Source organism: Rhizobium sp. Root708, assembly GCF_001429725.1.
Classification (GTDB): Bacteria; Pseudomonadota; Alphaproteobacteria; order Rhizobiales; family Rhizobiaceae; genus Rhizobium.
On record NZ_LMHV01000012.1, the window covers coordinates 1 to 14,532 of the forward strand.

The following is a 14,532-nucleotide window of genomic DNA, read 5'->3' on the forward strand; positions in this document are numbered from 1 at the left end:
ACGGTAACCTGCCCATCGACGCGCGGGATTGTTGCGGCGATTTCGAACTATCTGGCCGACCAGGGCTGCAACATCACCGATTCCTCGCAGTTCGACGATCTGAGCACCGGCAGGTTCTTCACCCGCGTCAGCTTCATCTCCGAAGAAGGCGTGGCGCTGCCGGCGCTGAAGGAAGGCTTYGCGCCTGTGGCGGAGAAGTTCGGCATGGATGCCGAAATCTACGACGGCGATCAGCGCATGAAGGTGCTGCTGATGGTCTCGCGCTTCGGCCACTGCCTCAACGACCTGCTCTACCGCTGGAAGATCGGCGCACTGCCGATCGAGATCGTCGGCGTCGTCTCCAACCATTTCGATTACCAGAAGGTGGTCGTCAATCACGACATTCCCTTTTACCACATCAAGGTGACGAAGGAGAACAAGCCGCAGGCGGAAGCGCAGCTGCTCGATCTCGTCGACCAGACCGGAACGGAGCTGGTGGTTCTGGCCCGCTACATGCAGGTGCTGTCGGATGCGATGTGCCGCAAGATGTCCGGCCGGATCATCAACATCCATCACTCGTTCCTGCCGAGCTTCAAGGGTGCCAACCCCTACAAGCAGGCCTACGAGCGCGGCGTGAAGCTGATCGGCGCGACGGCACACTATGTCACCGCCGACCTCGACGAAGGTCCGATCATCGAGCAGGACACGGCCCGCATCACGCATGCGCAGAGCGCCGACGACTANCGGCGCGACGGCACACTATGTCACCGCCGACCTCGACGAAGGTCCGATCATCGAGCAGGACACGGCCCGCATCACGCATGCGCAGAGCGCCGACGACTAYGTCTCGATCGGCCGCGATGTCGAAAGCCAGGTGYTGGCGCGCGCCATCCAYGCCCATATCCACCGCCGCGCCTTCCTGAACGGCAACCGCACCGTCGTCTTCCCGGCAAGCCCGGGAAGCTATGCATCCGAGCGGATGGGCTAAGCCGGACAGGCACCTCTCCCGCGGGCATTCGATCTTGCCGATGGTAAGCATTTGATTATCTGCTTATCGTTGCGAATCGAATCGCGCGGGGGATTGCATGACTGATGAAACGCTTGCTCGGCGTCTTGAGCTTCCGCGTCCTGATGTATCGGCCGCGGACGCGTCGGATATTCTCCTGTCGCGGTACGGAATTTCGGGCGTCATCACCGAACTTGGAAGCCAGCAGGATCGGAATTATCGGGTCGAGACCGATGACCGCCGTTATGTCCTCAAGATTTGCCATATGGCCTACGAGACACTGGAGCTCGAGGCGCAGAACGCAGCGATCCGGCACATCGCAGACCAGGCGGGCGCACCGCGCGTTCCCCAGGTCGTGCCTTCGGCCGACGGCCAGGATATCGTTGCCGTTACCGTGCGCGAGCAGACGTTCCAGGTTCGGCTGCTCGAGTATCTGGATGGCGAAGGCCTGACCGGTCACAACCATCTGCCGGAAACATCGATCGCCGCGCTCGGCGCGGTCTGCGCACGGCTTGCAAGATCGCTCGCGGACTTCAACCATCCCGGCCTTGATCGCAATCTGCAATGGGATCTGCGCCGGGCCGGCCCGGTCGCGGTCCAGCTTTTGTCCGCGATAACGGACGGCGCCGCACGGGACCGGATCGCCAAGACGATGGTTTCGGCCGTACGCCGCATACAGCCCTTTGCCCCGGCGCTTCGCCTGCAGGCCGTGCATCACGACGTGACCGGCGATAACGTCGTCTGCCATCGCGACGAACAGGGGCGGCCGATCCCGGATGGCGTGATCGATTTCGGCGACATCATTCGCGGTTGGCTGGTCGGCGACCTTGCAGTCACCTGCGCGTCGTTGCTCCATCAGGCCAACGGAAATCCCCTGAATGTGTTGCCTGCGGTCAGCGCATATCAGGAAGTCTATCCGCTCAAGATCGAGGAATTGAGGGCCCTTTGGCCGCTGGTGGTGGCGCGCGCCGTCATCCTGGTCGCCAGCAGCGAACAGCAGATTTCGATCGATCCCGACAATGATTACGTCCGCACCAACCTCGAACTGGAGCGGCGCATACTGGATACGGCGACATCACGGCCGTTCGATCTCATGGAAGCCGCCGTTTTGAAGGCGGCGGGCACGGAGCCGACCACAGTCTCCACCGCCGATTGGCGGCCGCTCCTGCCTGATCTCGATATTGCTCAGATCGAGTATGTTGACCTCGGTGTCCAGAGCCCCCACTTTGCCGCGGGCAACTGGATGCAAACGGATATGGACTGGCGCATCCTGGCCCGCGCCGCGGCGAATGCCGGCGCTGCTGCAACGCGTTACGGTGAATACCGGCTTTCGCGCTCCGGTCTCCTCGCGGAGAAATCACCCGCCACCTATGCATTGCACTCGGATATCTGCCTTCCTGCCGGCGTGGCAGTCGCCGCGCCGTTTGCCGGCAATATCGACTGGCAGAATCACCACCTGATCCTGGCCGGCGAGGGGATCTCCCTGCACCTCGATGGCCTGGAGCTCGCGGTCGAGGCTGGAAGCACGGTCGAGGCCGGCGATGTGATTGGCGCCGTCTCCGGTGAGGCCTCCTCGCTCGGAGGGCTCCGGGTTCAGCTCTCGACCCTTCAGGGAACCGACGTACCGCTGTTCTGTACGCCGTCCGAGGCATTTGCCTGGGCCGCGCTTTGCCCTTCTCCGGCTGCGCTGCTGGGTGAAGGTGCCGAAGCGCCGAAACCGGCCGCCTCAAGTCTTCTCGCCAAGCGCCAGGCGCATTTCGCAAGCACGCAGAAGCACTATTATGCGACGCCGCCCGAGATGGAGCGCGGCTGGCGCGAGCACATGTTCGATGTCGAAGGCCGCGCCTATCTCGATATGGTCAACAACGTCAGCATCCTCGGCCACGGGCATCCTCGGCTCGCGGAGGCAGTCGGTGATCAGTGGCTGAGGTTGAACACCAATTCACGCTTCCACTACGCTGCCGTCGCGGATTTTTCCGAACGACTGGCATCGCTGGCACCGGAGGGTTTGGATACAGTCTTTCTCGTCAACAGCGGTTCGGAGGCCAACGATCTGGCGCTTCGGCTCGCATGGGCACATACCGGCGCCCGCAATATGCTGTGCCTTCTCGAGGCCTATCACGGCTGGTCGGTGGCGAGCGACGCCGTCTCGACGTCGATCGCCGACAACCCGCAGGCGCTGACGACGAGGCCCGCCTGGGTCCACCCGATAGCTTCGCCAAACACCTATCGCGGCGCGTTTCGCGGTCCCGATACGACCGGCGACTACCTTCTGGACGTCCTGGACACCCTGGGAGACATCGAGTCGAGGGGCGAGGGACTGGCCGGCTTCATCGCCGAGCCGGTTTACGGCAATGCCGGCGGCATCGCGCTCCCGGATGGCTATCTCGCAGCGGTCTACGCGCAGATAAGGGCGCGGGGAGGGGTGTGCATCGCCGACGAGGTCCAGGTTGGCTACGGCCGGTTGGGCCACCACTTCTGGGGCTTCGAGCAGCAGGGCGTCGTGCCCGACATCATTACCATCGCTAAGGGCATGGGAAGCGGCCATCCGCTGGGCGCGGTGATCACGACGCGCGCCATTGCCGATTCGCTCGAGAAGGAAGGTTATTTCTTCTCGTCGACGGGCGGCAGCCCTGTGAGCTCCGTGGTTGGCATGACGGTCCTCGACATCATGGCTGACGAGGAATTGCAGCGGAACGCGCGCGAGGTGGGCGACCATCTGAAGAGCCGCTTGGCGGCCTTGATCGACCGCCATCACCTGATCGGCGCGGTTCACGGCATGGGACTTTATCTCGGCGTCGAATTCGTTCGCGACCGCGAAACTCTCGAACCGGCCACCCGCGAGACGGCGGCGATATGCGCTCGCCTGCTCGATCTTGGCGTCATCATGCAGCCGACCGGCGATCACCTGAATGTGTTGAAGATCAAGCCGCCGCTTTGCCTGTCGATGGAAAGCGCCGATTTCTTCGTGGACACGCTGGAAACCGCTCTGTCGGAGGGGTTCTGATGCTTGCCGCGCTGCGTTAACCATTTAGGTCATTCTGAGTCTTTCCGATTTTTAATCAAATACCCCATTGCCGGAATCGGACGCTGTTCTTATGTCTGGCTGCGAGCGACGGAAGTGTCTGTCGTCACACGAATTGCATAAAGACATGGTACACGTCTTCTAGTCAGTTCAGGTGTGGCGGAATGATTTTTTCCCAATCGCCGACATTTTGACACGTTTCGGAATATGTTTCCGACAGACTGTCCGGTATTGTCTACTAATAATGTAGATTAAAGAAGACAGTCATCGCCGGTCCCGGCACGCTGGGGCCAACCGCAAGCACAACGCCAAACGAAAGGAACGAGACATGATGGAAATCGATATTCTTGCCGCGCTTCCGGGGCGTTGCGTGCTTGGAAATGACCGTCCGGGCGCCCTCTCCCGCCCGAACTGTCGAATGTGACCTAAGTCCCCCTCAACGGTTCAAGACAGTCAATTCGCCATCGCCGACGCATTCAGCGCGGCAGGAGTTCTATGCATGAAAAAAGAAGTTATCGAGTATGCGGGCGTTCCCGTCGGCATCGTCATCCCGGATGAGAACCGGCTCAAGTTTATCGCCGTGAAGTTTCACGTGCACGATCTGGACGAACAGCATTTCAGCTCGCCTGCCGAGGTGAAGCTTGCCATCCACGATCTGATGACGCGCCGCCATCCAAAACCGCTGCATGCCTGAGAACCAGGCCTGCACTACTCTTAAGAGTTTCGAGATTTAAAGACCGGTCCCGCAGATGCAGGGCCGGTCTTGTGTTTTCAGGCCCCTTGGGCTCCTATCGCGCGCTCCGGCCATATGAAGGATGCTGCGCGTGCCCAATCTTCTGACAGATATCGAGGGTGTTTCCGTCGGCCACGCGACCGATCTGCGCCTCGGTTCGGGCGTAACCGCAATCGTCTTCGACAAGCCTGCGGTGGCCTCTGGCGTGGTGCTTGGTGGCGCACCGGGCGGCCGAGATACCGCGCTCCTTGATCCCTCCATGACCGTCGGCGAGGTCGATGCCTTCGTGCTGTCAGGGGGCTCCGCATTCGGCCTAGATGCCGCCGGCGGCGTGCAGGCGGGCTTGCGCGAGGCGGGCAGGGGATTTCCGGTCGGCAACGTGCGCGTGCCGATCGTGCCGCAGGCAATTCTGATGGATTTGCTGAATGGCGGCGACAAGGACTGGGGCACGCATTCGCCATATAGGGAGATGGGCTACGACGCGTTTCGCGCTGCCACACCGGGAGCTTTCGCGCTCGGAACGATGGGTGCCGGGACGGGAGCGACGACGGCGACCTTCAAGGGCGGTCTTGGCTCGGCGAGTGCCGAAACGAGCAGCGGGCTTCGCGTCGCTGCGATCGTCGCCGTCAATGCGCTCGGTTCCGCCACTGTCGGCAACGGCCCGCATTTCTGGGCGGCTCCATTCGAGCGAAACGGCGAGTTCGGCGGCTTGGGTTATCCCTCTTCGATCGAAGAGGGCGATGTCGCGATGCGTCTCAAGGGCATGAACACGACCGCGACGACAATTGGCGCGATCGTCACTGATGCGGCCATCACCAAGGCCGAGGCGCATCGACTAGCGATCATGGCGCATGACGGGCTCGCGCGTGCCCTGTTGCCGGCGCATCTTCCGCTCGATGGAGACACGGTCTTCGCCGCATCGACGGGCGCTCGGCCGTGTCAGGGTATGGCTGACTTCCTCGAGCTCTGCCATCTCGCCACCCTGGTCATGGCTCGGGCAATAGCGCGCGGCGTGTATGAGGCAACGCCTCTTCCGGTCACGGGCGCACAGGAAGCCTGGAGCAGACGCTATCGCAATCGTCAGGGATCGCCTAAGTAAGGCGGAATTGCCTGCTGGCGGAGACAGTGAGATGCAGATTCGGGCCCTGATGTATTTCGACGAGCTGGTGCGCACGAATTCCATGCGCCAGGCGGCCGAGAATCTGAATGTGGCACCGACGGCGATCAGCCGGCAGATCGAGAATCTCGAGTATCACTTCGGCGCACCGCTGGTCGAGCGCAGCGCGCGCGGCGTCAAGCTGACCGCGGCAGGCGAGCTGCTCGCCGCTCGCGCCGGTCGCACCTTGCGGGAGCTCGATCATGTCGGGCAGCTGATCGAGGATCTGAAGGGCCTGCAGCGGGGGCGCGTCAGCATCTACGCGAACGGCGCGACCGTCGCAAACCTGCTGGCGCCGGCGCTGGCGGAGTTCAGCCTGAAATACCCGAAGCTTCGGTTCGAGGTGACGATAGCAAGTGCCCGGCAAGCGGTGGAGGCGGTCAATGCGGCCGAGGCCGATATCGCGATGATCCTGTTCGCGCCGCCGGTCTCCGGCACCAAGGTCCGGCTCCGCTCCGAAATCCATTATGACCTCATCGTCTCTCCCCGGCACGCTGCGGCCGACAGGGAAGAAGTGCAACTCAAGGATATAGCCGACTATGCATTGGCGCTGCCGGATCAGTCTTTCGGATTTCGGCAGGCGCTCGATGCATTGCTGGAAAAGGCGGGCCTGTCTCCCGAGCCGGTCTTCGTCACCAGTTCCCTGGAGATGCTGAAGGAACTCGTCCTCAGCGGTGCGGCCGTAACCCTGCTGCCGGCGCTGACCGTGCGGCGCGAGATCGAAGCCGGGCAGTTGGTGGCGGTACCGCTTGCCGCAAGAAGCGCCATTCGAACGCATGTCGATCTATGCGTCGCCCCTGACCGTCAGCTGTCTTTCGCGGCGACGAAGCTCCTCGACTTCATCGAGCGCTTCATGCGGGAACGCCAAGGTGGTGAACGCAAGAGCTGATCTTATGCCTTGCGTGAAAGACTAAATTCCGGTGTAGCTGTTTCCGCAACACTGAGCACACAATAACGACGTTGTGTGTGCACGGTGTCGATGTCACTCTTACCGCAAAGTCCGGCTGCCGAGCAGCGCGAGACAGGGGAACATGATGGTCAAGGTTTCATGCGCGCTTTCTGCGCGTCTTGTTCGGCACATCTCTTTGGCGACTGCCTTCGGCTTGGCAACAGGCTTCCTCGGCCTGACCCCCGCCGAAGCCGCAAAGACGACGCTGAGCCTTGGCATGACGATCGAGCCGACAGGCCTTGATCCGACGATCGCGGCGCCGGTGGCGATCGGTCAGGTAACCTGGCAGAACGTCTTCGAGGGTTTGGTGAGCATCGACGAAAGCGGCAAGGTTCAGCCGCAGCTCGCCACGAGCTGGGAGATCTCGCCGGATGGCCTGACCTACACGTTCAAGCTTCAGACCGGCGTGTCGTTTCACGACGGTGAAGCCTTCGATTCGGCTGCGGCGAAATTCGCCCTCGAACGCGCGCGTGGTGCCGACTCGGTCAATCCGCAGAAGCGCTTCTTCGCATCCATCGCATCGATCGATACGCCCGATGCGGAAACATTGATCCTGCATCTCTCCGAGCCGACGGGCAGCCTTCTCTACTGGCTTGGCTGGCCGGCATCGGTAATGGTCGCGCCGAATTCGGCAGCCGAGGACAAGACGAAACCTGTTGGCACCGGGCCGTTCAAGTTCGTCAACTGGGCCAAGGGCGACAAGGTCGAACTCGAGAAGAACCCGACCTATTGGAACAAGGCGGTATCGCCGAAGCTCGACAAGGTGACGTTCCGCTTCATCGCCGATCCCCAGGCGCAGGCCGCGGCATTGAGATCCGGTGACGTGGACGCGATCCCCGAATTCGGTGCGCCGGAACTGATGAACTCCTTCAGCGACGACGCCAAGCTCGTCACGAAGATCGGCAACACCGAGCTGAAGGTCGTTGCTGGCATGAACAATGCAGCCAAGCCCTTCAGCGACAAGCGTGTGCGCCAGGCGCTGATGATGGCGATCGACCGCAAGACGATCGTCGATGGTGCTTGGTCCGGCCTTGGGACACCGATCGGTAGCCACTACACGCCCAATGACCCTGGCTATATCGACCTCACCGGCAAGCTGCCCTATGATCCGGAAAAGGCCAAGGCCCTGTTGGCGGAAGCCGGCTATCCAGATGGCTTTACCTTCACGATCAAGTCTCCGCAAATGGCCTATGCGCCCCGTAGCGCCCAGGTCATGCAGGCGATGCTGGCCGAGATCGGCGTGACTATGAACATCGAGCCCACGGAGTTTCCTGCCAAGTGGGTCCAGGATGTGATGAAGGACCGCAACTACGAGATGACCATCGTCGCCCATGCCGAGCCGATGGACATCGACATCTATGCGCGCGATCCCTACTACTTCAACTACAAGAATCCAGCTTTTAGCGGCCTGATGAAGAAGGTTCAGGAAACAACCGATCCGGCGGTGCAGGCAAAGCTCTACGGCGAGGCCCAGACCATCCTGGCGGAGGATGTTCCAGCGCTCTATCTTTTCGTCATGCCCAAGCTCGGCGTCTGGGACCGGAAGCTGAAAGGCTTGTGGGAAAACGAGCCGATCCCGTCGAACGTGCTGAGCGGCGTTTCCTGGGAAGAGTGATCGTGGAGTTAGGATGAGGCGGGAAGCGGCAGGGAGCCTTGCATGTTAGCGCTGGTGTCGCGCCGTCTCGCGGGCCTTCTCGTGACGCTCCTCGTCGTCTCGCTGCTGATTTTCGCGGTGATGGATCTTCTGCCGGGTGATCCCGCGTCGATCATGCTCGGCACGTCGGCATCGCCGGAAACACTGGCGGCGCTTCGCCACGACCTCGGCCTGGATCAGCCGTTGATCCTGCGATACGGCCGCTGGCTGGCGGGGGTCTTCATGGGCAACCTCGGGCAGTCCTACACTTACGGCGTGCCGGTTGCGGGATTGCTCGTCGAGCGGCTTGCGGTCACGCTGCCGCTTGCGCTGCTGGCAATCGTCCTGTCGATGCTGATCGCCATTCCGCTCGGCGTTGCCGCTGCATCCCGGCGCGGCGGTGTTGCCGACGTGATCGCTTCGGTCTTCTCGCAGCTTGGCATCGCGGTTCCGGCCTTCTGGATGGCTCTTCTCCTCATCATCCTGTTTTCGACAACGCTCGGCCTCATGCCCGCTGGCGGTTTTCCGGGATGGAGCAGCGGTGTCTGGCCGGCGTTGCGTGCGCTGTTGATGCCGGCGATGGCGCTCGCATTGCCGCAGGCGGCCGTGCTGACGCGGGTGACGCGCTCCGCTGTGCTGGAGACCCTCCACGAGGATTTCACACGCACCGCGTTGGCAAAGGGGCTGTCTGCTCGCAAGGTCCTGTGGCGGCATTCCGTGCCGAATGCGCTGGTGCCGATCTTCACGATCCTTGGGCTGCAGTTCACCTTTCTCGTCGCCGGCGCGGTGCTGGTCGAGAATGTCTTCAACCTTCCCGGCCTCGGCCGTCTCGCCTATCAGGCGCTGTCGCAGCGCGACATCGTCGTCATGCAGGATGTCGTCCTGTTTTTTGCGGCACTGGTCATCATCATGAACTTCCTCGTTGATCTGTCCTATCTGGCGATCGATCCGCGGCTGCGAAAGGGGCTCTGAGATGGCGCCGATTGCCTGGGCCGAAGCGTTCACCAGCCGCCGCAGGAGATTGAGCCGGCGAACCAACCTTATGGCAGGTGCAGCGATCGTTGCGTGCCTTGTGCTGGTCGCCGTCGTCTCGTTACTGTGGACGCCGCTGCCGCCTGCCAAGATGCAGATCATTCACAAGCTCCAGCCGCCACTGTCGTTCGGATTGCTTGGCACCGATCAGTTCGGTCGCGATGTTCTTTCGATGCTGATGGTCGGTTGCTGGAATTCCCTGTCGATTGCCGTTCTGGCGGTTGGTATCGGCGGCACGATCGGCTCGATCGCCGGCATTTCTGCGGCGGCTTTTCGTGGCCCGTTCGAGAGCATCCTGATGCGGATATGCGACGTCATTTTCGCGCTGCCGCCGATCCTGTCGGCGATGATACTCGGTGCCTTTCTTGGGCCGGGACGCCTTACCGCCATCGCCGCCATCGCCACCTTCCTGATTCCGGTCTTCGCGCGCGTCACGCTGGCAAGTGCGTTGCAGGCCTGGAGCCAGGACTACGTGCTTGCAGCCCGCGCCATCGGCAATACCCGCCTGGCGATTTCCGTTCGCCATGTGCTGCCGAACATTGCCGGTCAGATCATCGTCCAGGCAACCATCCAGCTGGGGCTCGCGGTCCTGACCGAGGCCGGGCTCAGTTTCCTTGGCCTGGGCCTTGCTCCCCCGGCACCGACCTGGGGACGCATGCTCGCCGATGCGCAGACCTATCTCGCCCTGGCGCCCTGGCTGGCAATCCTGCCGGGCCTGGCGATTGCCTTGACCGTCCTCGGCTTCAACCTGCTCGGCGACGGCTTGCGGGATCTGCTCGATCCGAGGGAAGCAAGCCGATGACACCGGGCGACCACAGAAGGGGAGCGGGATGAGCGAGACGGATCTGACGATCAACGAACTGCGACGCCGTTTCGCCGAGAAGAGCCTGTCTCCCCTCGAATACTGGCTTGCGCTGGAAAAGCATATCGACCGCTGGGAACCCACCATCTGTGCGCTCTATGCTTTCGATCGCGACGCCGCACGCCGTCAGGCAGAGGCTTCGACTGATCGCTGGTGGCGCGGTGCGACGCTCGGCGTGCTCGACGGCATACCGGTGACCTTGAAGGAGCTTATCGCGACGAAAGGGCAGCCCATCCCGCTTGGGACGAAGGCGACCGAATTGAAGGCGGCGATGGAGGATGCCCCGGTTGCAGCCCGTCTTCGCGAGGACGGCGCCATCATCTTCGCCAAGACCACATGCCCTGACTACGGCATGCTGTCTTCAGGCCTGTCGAGCTTTCATCATCTCAGCCGCAATCCGTGGGACATCACCCAGAATCCCGGCGGATCGAGTGCGGGCGCGTCGGCAGCAGCTGCCGCTGGTTACGGTCCGCTCCACATAGGGACCGATATTGGCGGCTCCGTTCGTCTTCCCGCAGGATGGACCGGAATTTTCGGCTTTAAGCCGAGCCACGGGCGCGTACCGGTGGACCCCTACTATGTCGGCCGCTGCGCCGGGCCGATGACGCGCACGGTCGAGGATGCGGCGCTGGCGATGGCCACGCTTTCGCGCCCGGACTGGCGCGACGGCACCAGCCTGCCGCCGAACGATCTAAATTGGAGAGCGTTGCCTGATGATGTCGAAGGCCTGACGATCGGCCTCATGCTGGACGCCGGTTGCGGCCTGCCGGTCGACGATGAAATTCTGGTCGCCGTCGAAAAGGCCGCGCGCCGCTTCGAAGAGGCGGGGGCGAAGATCGTTCCTGTTGGGCCGGTTCTCAGCCGGTCGATGCTCGATGGATTAGATAAGTTCTGGCGGGCTCGCTTCTGGGGCGACATCGAAACCCTCGACGAGAGCCGCAGGAAAAGTATCCTTCCCTACATCTATAGCTGGGCTGTTGGAGCAGCCGGGATCAGCGGCGTCGAGGCGGTCAGGGGCTTCAACCAGACGATCGAGATGCGCAAATCGTGCGGACGGTTGTTTTCGGAAGTGGATGCCGTGCTCTCGCCGACCAATCCGATCGTCTCCTATCCGGCCGACTGGGCTTCGCCGACGAACGATCCGGCCAAGCCTTTCGAGCATATCTGCTTCACGGTGCCCTGGAACATGTCCGAGCAGCCAGCCGCTTCCATCAATTGCGGCTTTTCGAAATCGGGCATGCCGATCGGGCTGCAGATTATCGGGCCGCGTTTCGACGACCTGCGCGTTCTCGGCCTGTCGAAGGCCTTCGAAGAGTGGACGGGTGGCGTTGCCTCCTGGCCGCAGCCGCCGATCAGATGATCGGACGGCGGTATCCGGTCGGCTGTTCGTAGAGCCAGCCGATGCGTTTGATGGCCGCTTCGAAGTTTTCGCGGGCAACGGTCATGGTGTGGCCATTGGCGTGGATGATGGTCTCTGAATCTTCCATGGCGGCGACATGCCCTTTCCAGAAGACGAGATCGCCGCGTCGCAGCTCGGCCCGGTCGATTGGTTCGCCGAGCGCTGCTGCCTGCATGTCGGTGTCGCGCGGTGCCGCGCGTCCCGTCATCAGCATCGACAGCTGAACGAGGCCCGAACAGTCGATGCCGAGGCCGGAGCGCCCGCCCCAGAGATAGGGCGTTTCGAGGAAACGGGTGGCGATATCGACGTAGTCGTCCCCGTGCCCGGTGCCGACAGGTGCGACATGCTTTGCAAAGATCGCCGTGCCGTCTTCAAGCATTGCGTAATGATTGCCGCGTGCTTCCGCCTCGCCGACGATGCGGACACGGCTACCCATCGATAGAATCGAGCTGTAAGGCTTTCGCAGTTCGGGCTCGCGGTAAAGAAAAGTCCGCTGCACGGTTACGATGTGCGTGGCGGCGTCTCCCTGTTCGGAAAGCGCGCCTTCGGGCACATAGCCGACATAGCCATCCGACGATGCCTTGATCCAGCACCAGCCGTCGGCGCGGTCGAAGACGGTCACGTCCTCGCCCATCAGCAGCTCCGTGTCGATGCCGATAGCGTCGTCGGGGCGCGGCCGCAATCCGACCACAGGGACCGCGATGCGTGCCGGCGTTCCGTCCACGAAACGCGGGGCGTCCACCTGGCCGCGAAGACCGCTCTCCGCGAGATCGGGGCGATAGGCATGCAGGCGGCGATCAAGAATAGTCATGTCATTCCTCTTACGGCGAAAGGCGCCGACCCTGTTCACGCACCCGGTCGCCGAGCTTCTCGAGATAGAGCGCGCCGCCGACCGTTCGTTTGATCACGACATTCCGGCGATCCCGCTCGTCGCGGATGCGGTCCACCAGCCCGAGTTCCCCCATCGTATCAAGCGCTCTGGTGATGACGGGTTTGGTAACGTTGAGCTCAGCCGCCAGGCCGCGCACGGTGTGCGGCGGCGGCACCAGATAGATATGCAGCAGGATTGCCATCTGGCGCAATGTCAAATCGCGCTCATCCATCCGCACCTGATTGAGTGATACGCCGTACCAAAGTCCGAGTGCCTGGGAAGCTGTGAGTTCGATCGGCACGATCCCCCCGAAAAACGTTACGCATGCGTTCCATTTTCGGAGAGAGGGGGCGCAAGTGCAATGGGAGCGGCGTCATCGCCGCTCCGCAAGGTGAATAAAATTTTAACGAACCGCTTATCGCACGCTCTGGCGAATGTGGTGGTAGAGCGCCCGGATCGCCTGCGCTTCGCCGCCGCCGGGCGAGTGCGGCCGCTCGGAAGGGGCCCATCCGTAGATGTCGAAGTGCGCCCAGCTCTTGGTGTTGCTGACGAAGCGCTTCAGGAACAGGGCGGCTGTGATCGCGCCCGCCATGCCGCCAGCCGGTGCGTTCGTTATATCAGCGAACTTGCTGCGGATATCCTTCTCGTAGCCCGCATAGAGCGGCAGCCGCCAGAGCGGATCGTCCGTTTCGAAGCTTGCTTCCATCAGGTCCTGGGCGAGATCGGCATCGTCGGTGAAGAAGGGCGGCAGGTCCGGCCCGAGAGCCACGCGCGCTGCTCCGGTCAAGGTTGCCATGTCGATCAGGAGATCGGGCGATTCTTCGTCGGCGTAGGACAGTGCATCGGCGAGGATCAACCGGCCCTCGGCATCGGTGTTGTCGATCTGCACCGTGAGACCCTTGCGGCTGCGGTAGATGTCGCCGGGGCGGAAGGCGTTCGACGAGATCGAGTTCTCGACAACAGGAACGATCACCCGCAGATCGACCTTCAGCTTTGCGTCCATGATCATCAGCGCGAGGCCCATGACGTTCGCCGCGCCGCCCATGTCCTTCTTCATCAGCGCCATGGAGGCGGCAGGCTTGATATCGAGGCCGCCCGTGTCGAAGCAGACGCCCTTGCCGACGAGGGTGATCTTGCGATGTCCCTTCTTGCCCCAGCGAAGTTCGAGCAGTCGCGGCGCATCGGCGCTGGCGCGGCCGACCGTGTGGACGAGCGGGAAATTCTGCCGCAGGTCGTCGCCGCTGACCACGTTGATCTCGGCCTTGTAGTGCGCGGCGAGACCACGGAAAGCGGCTTCGAGTTCGTTCGGGCCCATGTCGTTGGTTGGGATGTTGATCAGGTCGCGCGCGAGGAACACGCCGGCAAGCTGCCGGTTGATATCCGCGCCATCGGCGTCGCGCGGGATCATCAGCGTGGCGGCAGGAGATTTCTCGGATTTATAGCGATCGAACCGATAGCTGCCGAGGCCGAAACCGAGAGACAGGCGGTTTGCTGTCAGGGGAGCGGTTTCGATGTGCCAGTCTCCGGCGGGTAGCGCGCGCGCCAGCGTGCCGGTGATGTAAGGTTGCTCCGACGGATTGGTGCCAAGACCGAAGAGCGCGCCGCCGAGGTGACCTTCGGCCGTGGGGATCAGCAGCAGCGAGCCGCTATCCGCCTTGTAGCCGGCCTTCTTTGCCCAATCGAGCGCAATCGGATCGATCGTTGCCGTCTCGATATGGGCAGGCGTGACCGCGAAGATCGGCAAGGTCGAGCCACCTTTGGTGTTGAAAGGGGTCGGTCTTTCGATGAACTGATAGGGGGCCATGATTATCCTTCGGGGCGTCCGGGAATCGCTTTTTAACGGTCTGTTAGGGTTAACAGATTATTGCTGGAGTGAAGATTGCGTCA

The 14,532-nt window shown here is 62.3% G+C and carries 12 protein-coding genes and 1 pseudogene; 10 read left to right on the top strand and 3 right to left on the bottom strand.

Features of this window, described 5'->3' with window-relative positions:
* The 10 genes and pseudogenes from ASE04_RS10375 to ASE04_RS10415 form a co-directional block, all read left to right on the top strand.
* Positions 1–722, top strand: a 722-nt coding sequence (locus ASE04_RS10375) for a formyltetrahydrofolate deformylase (protein WP_244490383.1), incomplete at both ends; no start/stop codon positions are given.
* A gap of 1 nt (position 723) precedes the next feature.
* Positions 724–967: pseudogene (locus ASE04_RS30955) on the top strand (formyltransferase family protein); the annotation flags it as partial.
* Between the two features lie 97 nt (positions 968–1,064).
* Positions 1,065–3,992: an aminotransferase gene (locus ASE04_RS10380; protein ID WP_056816166.1), complete on the top strand. Its 2,928-nt coding sequence runs from the start codon at positions 1,065–1,067 to the stop codon at positions 3,990–3,992.
* Positions 3,993–4,509: 517 nt separating this feature from the next.
* Positions 4,510–4,704: a hypothetical protein gene (locus ASE04_RS10385; RefSeq protein ID WP_037130987.1), complete on the top strand. Its 195-nt coding sequence runs from the start codon at positions 4,510–4,512 to the stop codon at positions 4,702–4,704.
* A gap of 121 nt (positions 4,705–4,825) precedes the next feature.
* Positions 4,826–5,842: a P1 family peptidase gene (locus ASE04_RS10390; protein WP_056816169.1), complete on the top strand. Its 1,017-nt coding sequence runs from the start codon at positions 4,826–4,828 to the stop codon at positions 5,840–5,842.
* A gap of 31 nt (positions 5,843–5,873) precedes the next feature.
* Complete coding sequence (locus tag ASE04_RS10395; protein WP_056816172.1) at positions 5,874–6,788, top strand: LysR family transcriptional regulator; 915 nt, start codon at positions 5,874–5,876, stop codon at positions 6,786–6,788.
* 145 nt (positions 6,789–6,933) lie between these two features.
* On the top strand, positions 6,934–8,463 hold the full coding sequence (locus tag ASE04_RS10400; RefSeq protein ID WP_200960707.1) for an ABC transporter substrate-binding protein: 1,530 nt from the start codon (positions 6,934–6,936) through the stop codon (positions 8,461–8,463).
* 42 nt (positions 8,464–8,505) lie between these two features.
* Positions 8,506–9,453 carry an ABC transporter permease gene (locus ASE04_RS10405; RefSeq protein WP_056816183.1) on the top strand — a complete coding sequence of 316 codons (948 nt, stop codon included), beginning with the start codon at positions 8,506–8,508 and terminating at the stop codon, positions 9,451–9,453.
* 1 nt (position 9,454) lies between these two features.
* Positions 9,455–10,315 carry an ABC transporter permease gene (locus tag ASE04_RS10410; RefSeq protein WP_056816186.1) on the top strand — a complete coding sequence of 287 codons (861 nt, stop codon included), beginning with the start codon at positions 9,455–9,457 and terminating at the stop codon, positions 10,313–10,315.
* Positions 10,316–10,343: 28 nt separating this feature from the next.
* On the top strand, positions 10,344–11,735 hold the full coding sequence (locus ASE04_RS10415) for an amidase (protein WP_056816189.1): 1,392 nt from the start codon (positions 10,344–10,346) through the stop codon (positions 11,733–11,735).
* Here ASE04_RS10415 and ASE04_RS10420 read toward each other — a convergent pair.
* The 3 genes from ASE04_RS10420 to ASE04_RS10430 all read right to left on the bottom strand — a co-directional run bounded on the left by ASE04_RS10420 (position 11,728) and on the right by ASE04_RS10430 (position 14,449).
* Positions 11,728–12,585 (bottom strand): C40 family peptidase, encoded by an 858-nt coding sequence (locus ASE04_RS10420; RefSeq protein WP_056816192.1) that lies wholly within the window; start codon positions 12,583–12,585, stop codon positions 11,728–11,730. The two genes, ASE04_RS10415 and ASE04_RS10420, sit on opposite strands and share 8 nt — an antisense overlap.
* Positions 12,586–12,595: 10 nt before the next feature.
* Complete coding sequence (locus ASE04_RS10425) at positions 12,596–12,946, bottom strand: MarR family transcriptional regulator (RefSeq protein WP_056816196.1); 351 nt, start codon at positions 12,944–12,946, stop codon at positions 12,596–12,598.
* A gap of 114 nt (positions 12,947–13,060) precedes the next feature.
* Positions 13,061–14,449, bottom strand: a complete 1,389-nt coding sequence (locus ASE04_RS10430) for a leucyl aminopeptidase family protein (RefSeq protein ID WP_056816199.1) — start codon at positions 14,447–14,449, stop codon at positions 13,061–13,063.
* Between the last annotated feature and the right edge of the window lie 83 nt (positions 14,450–14,532).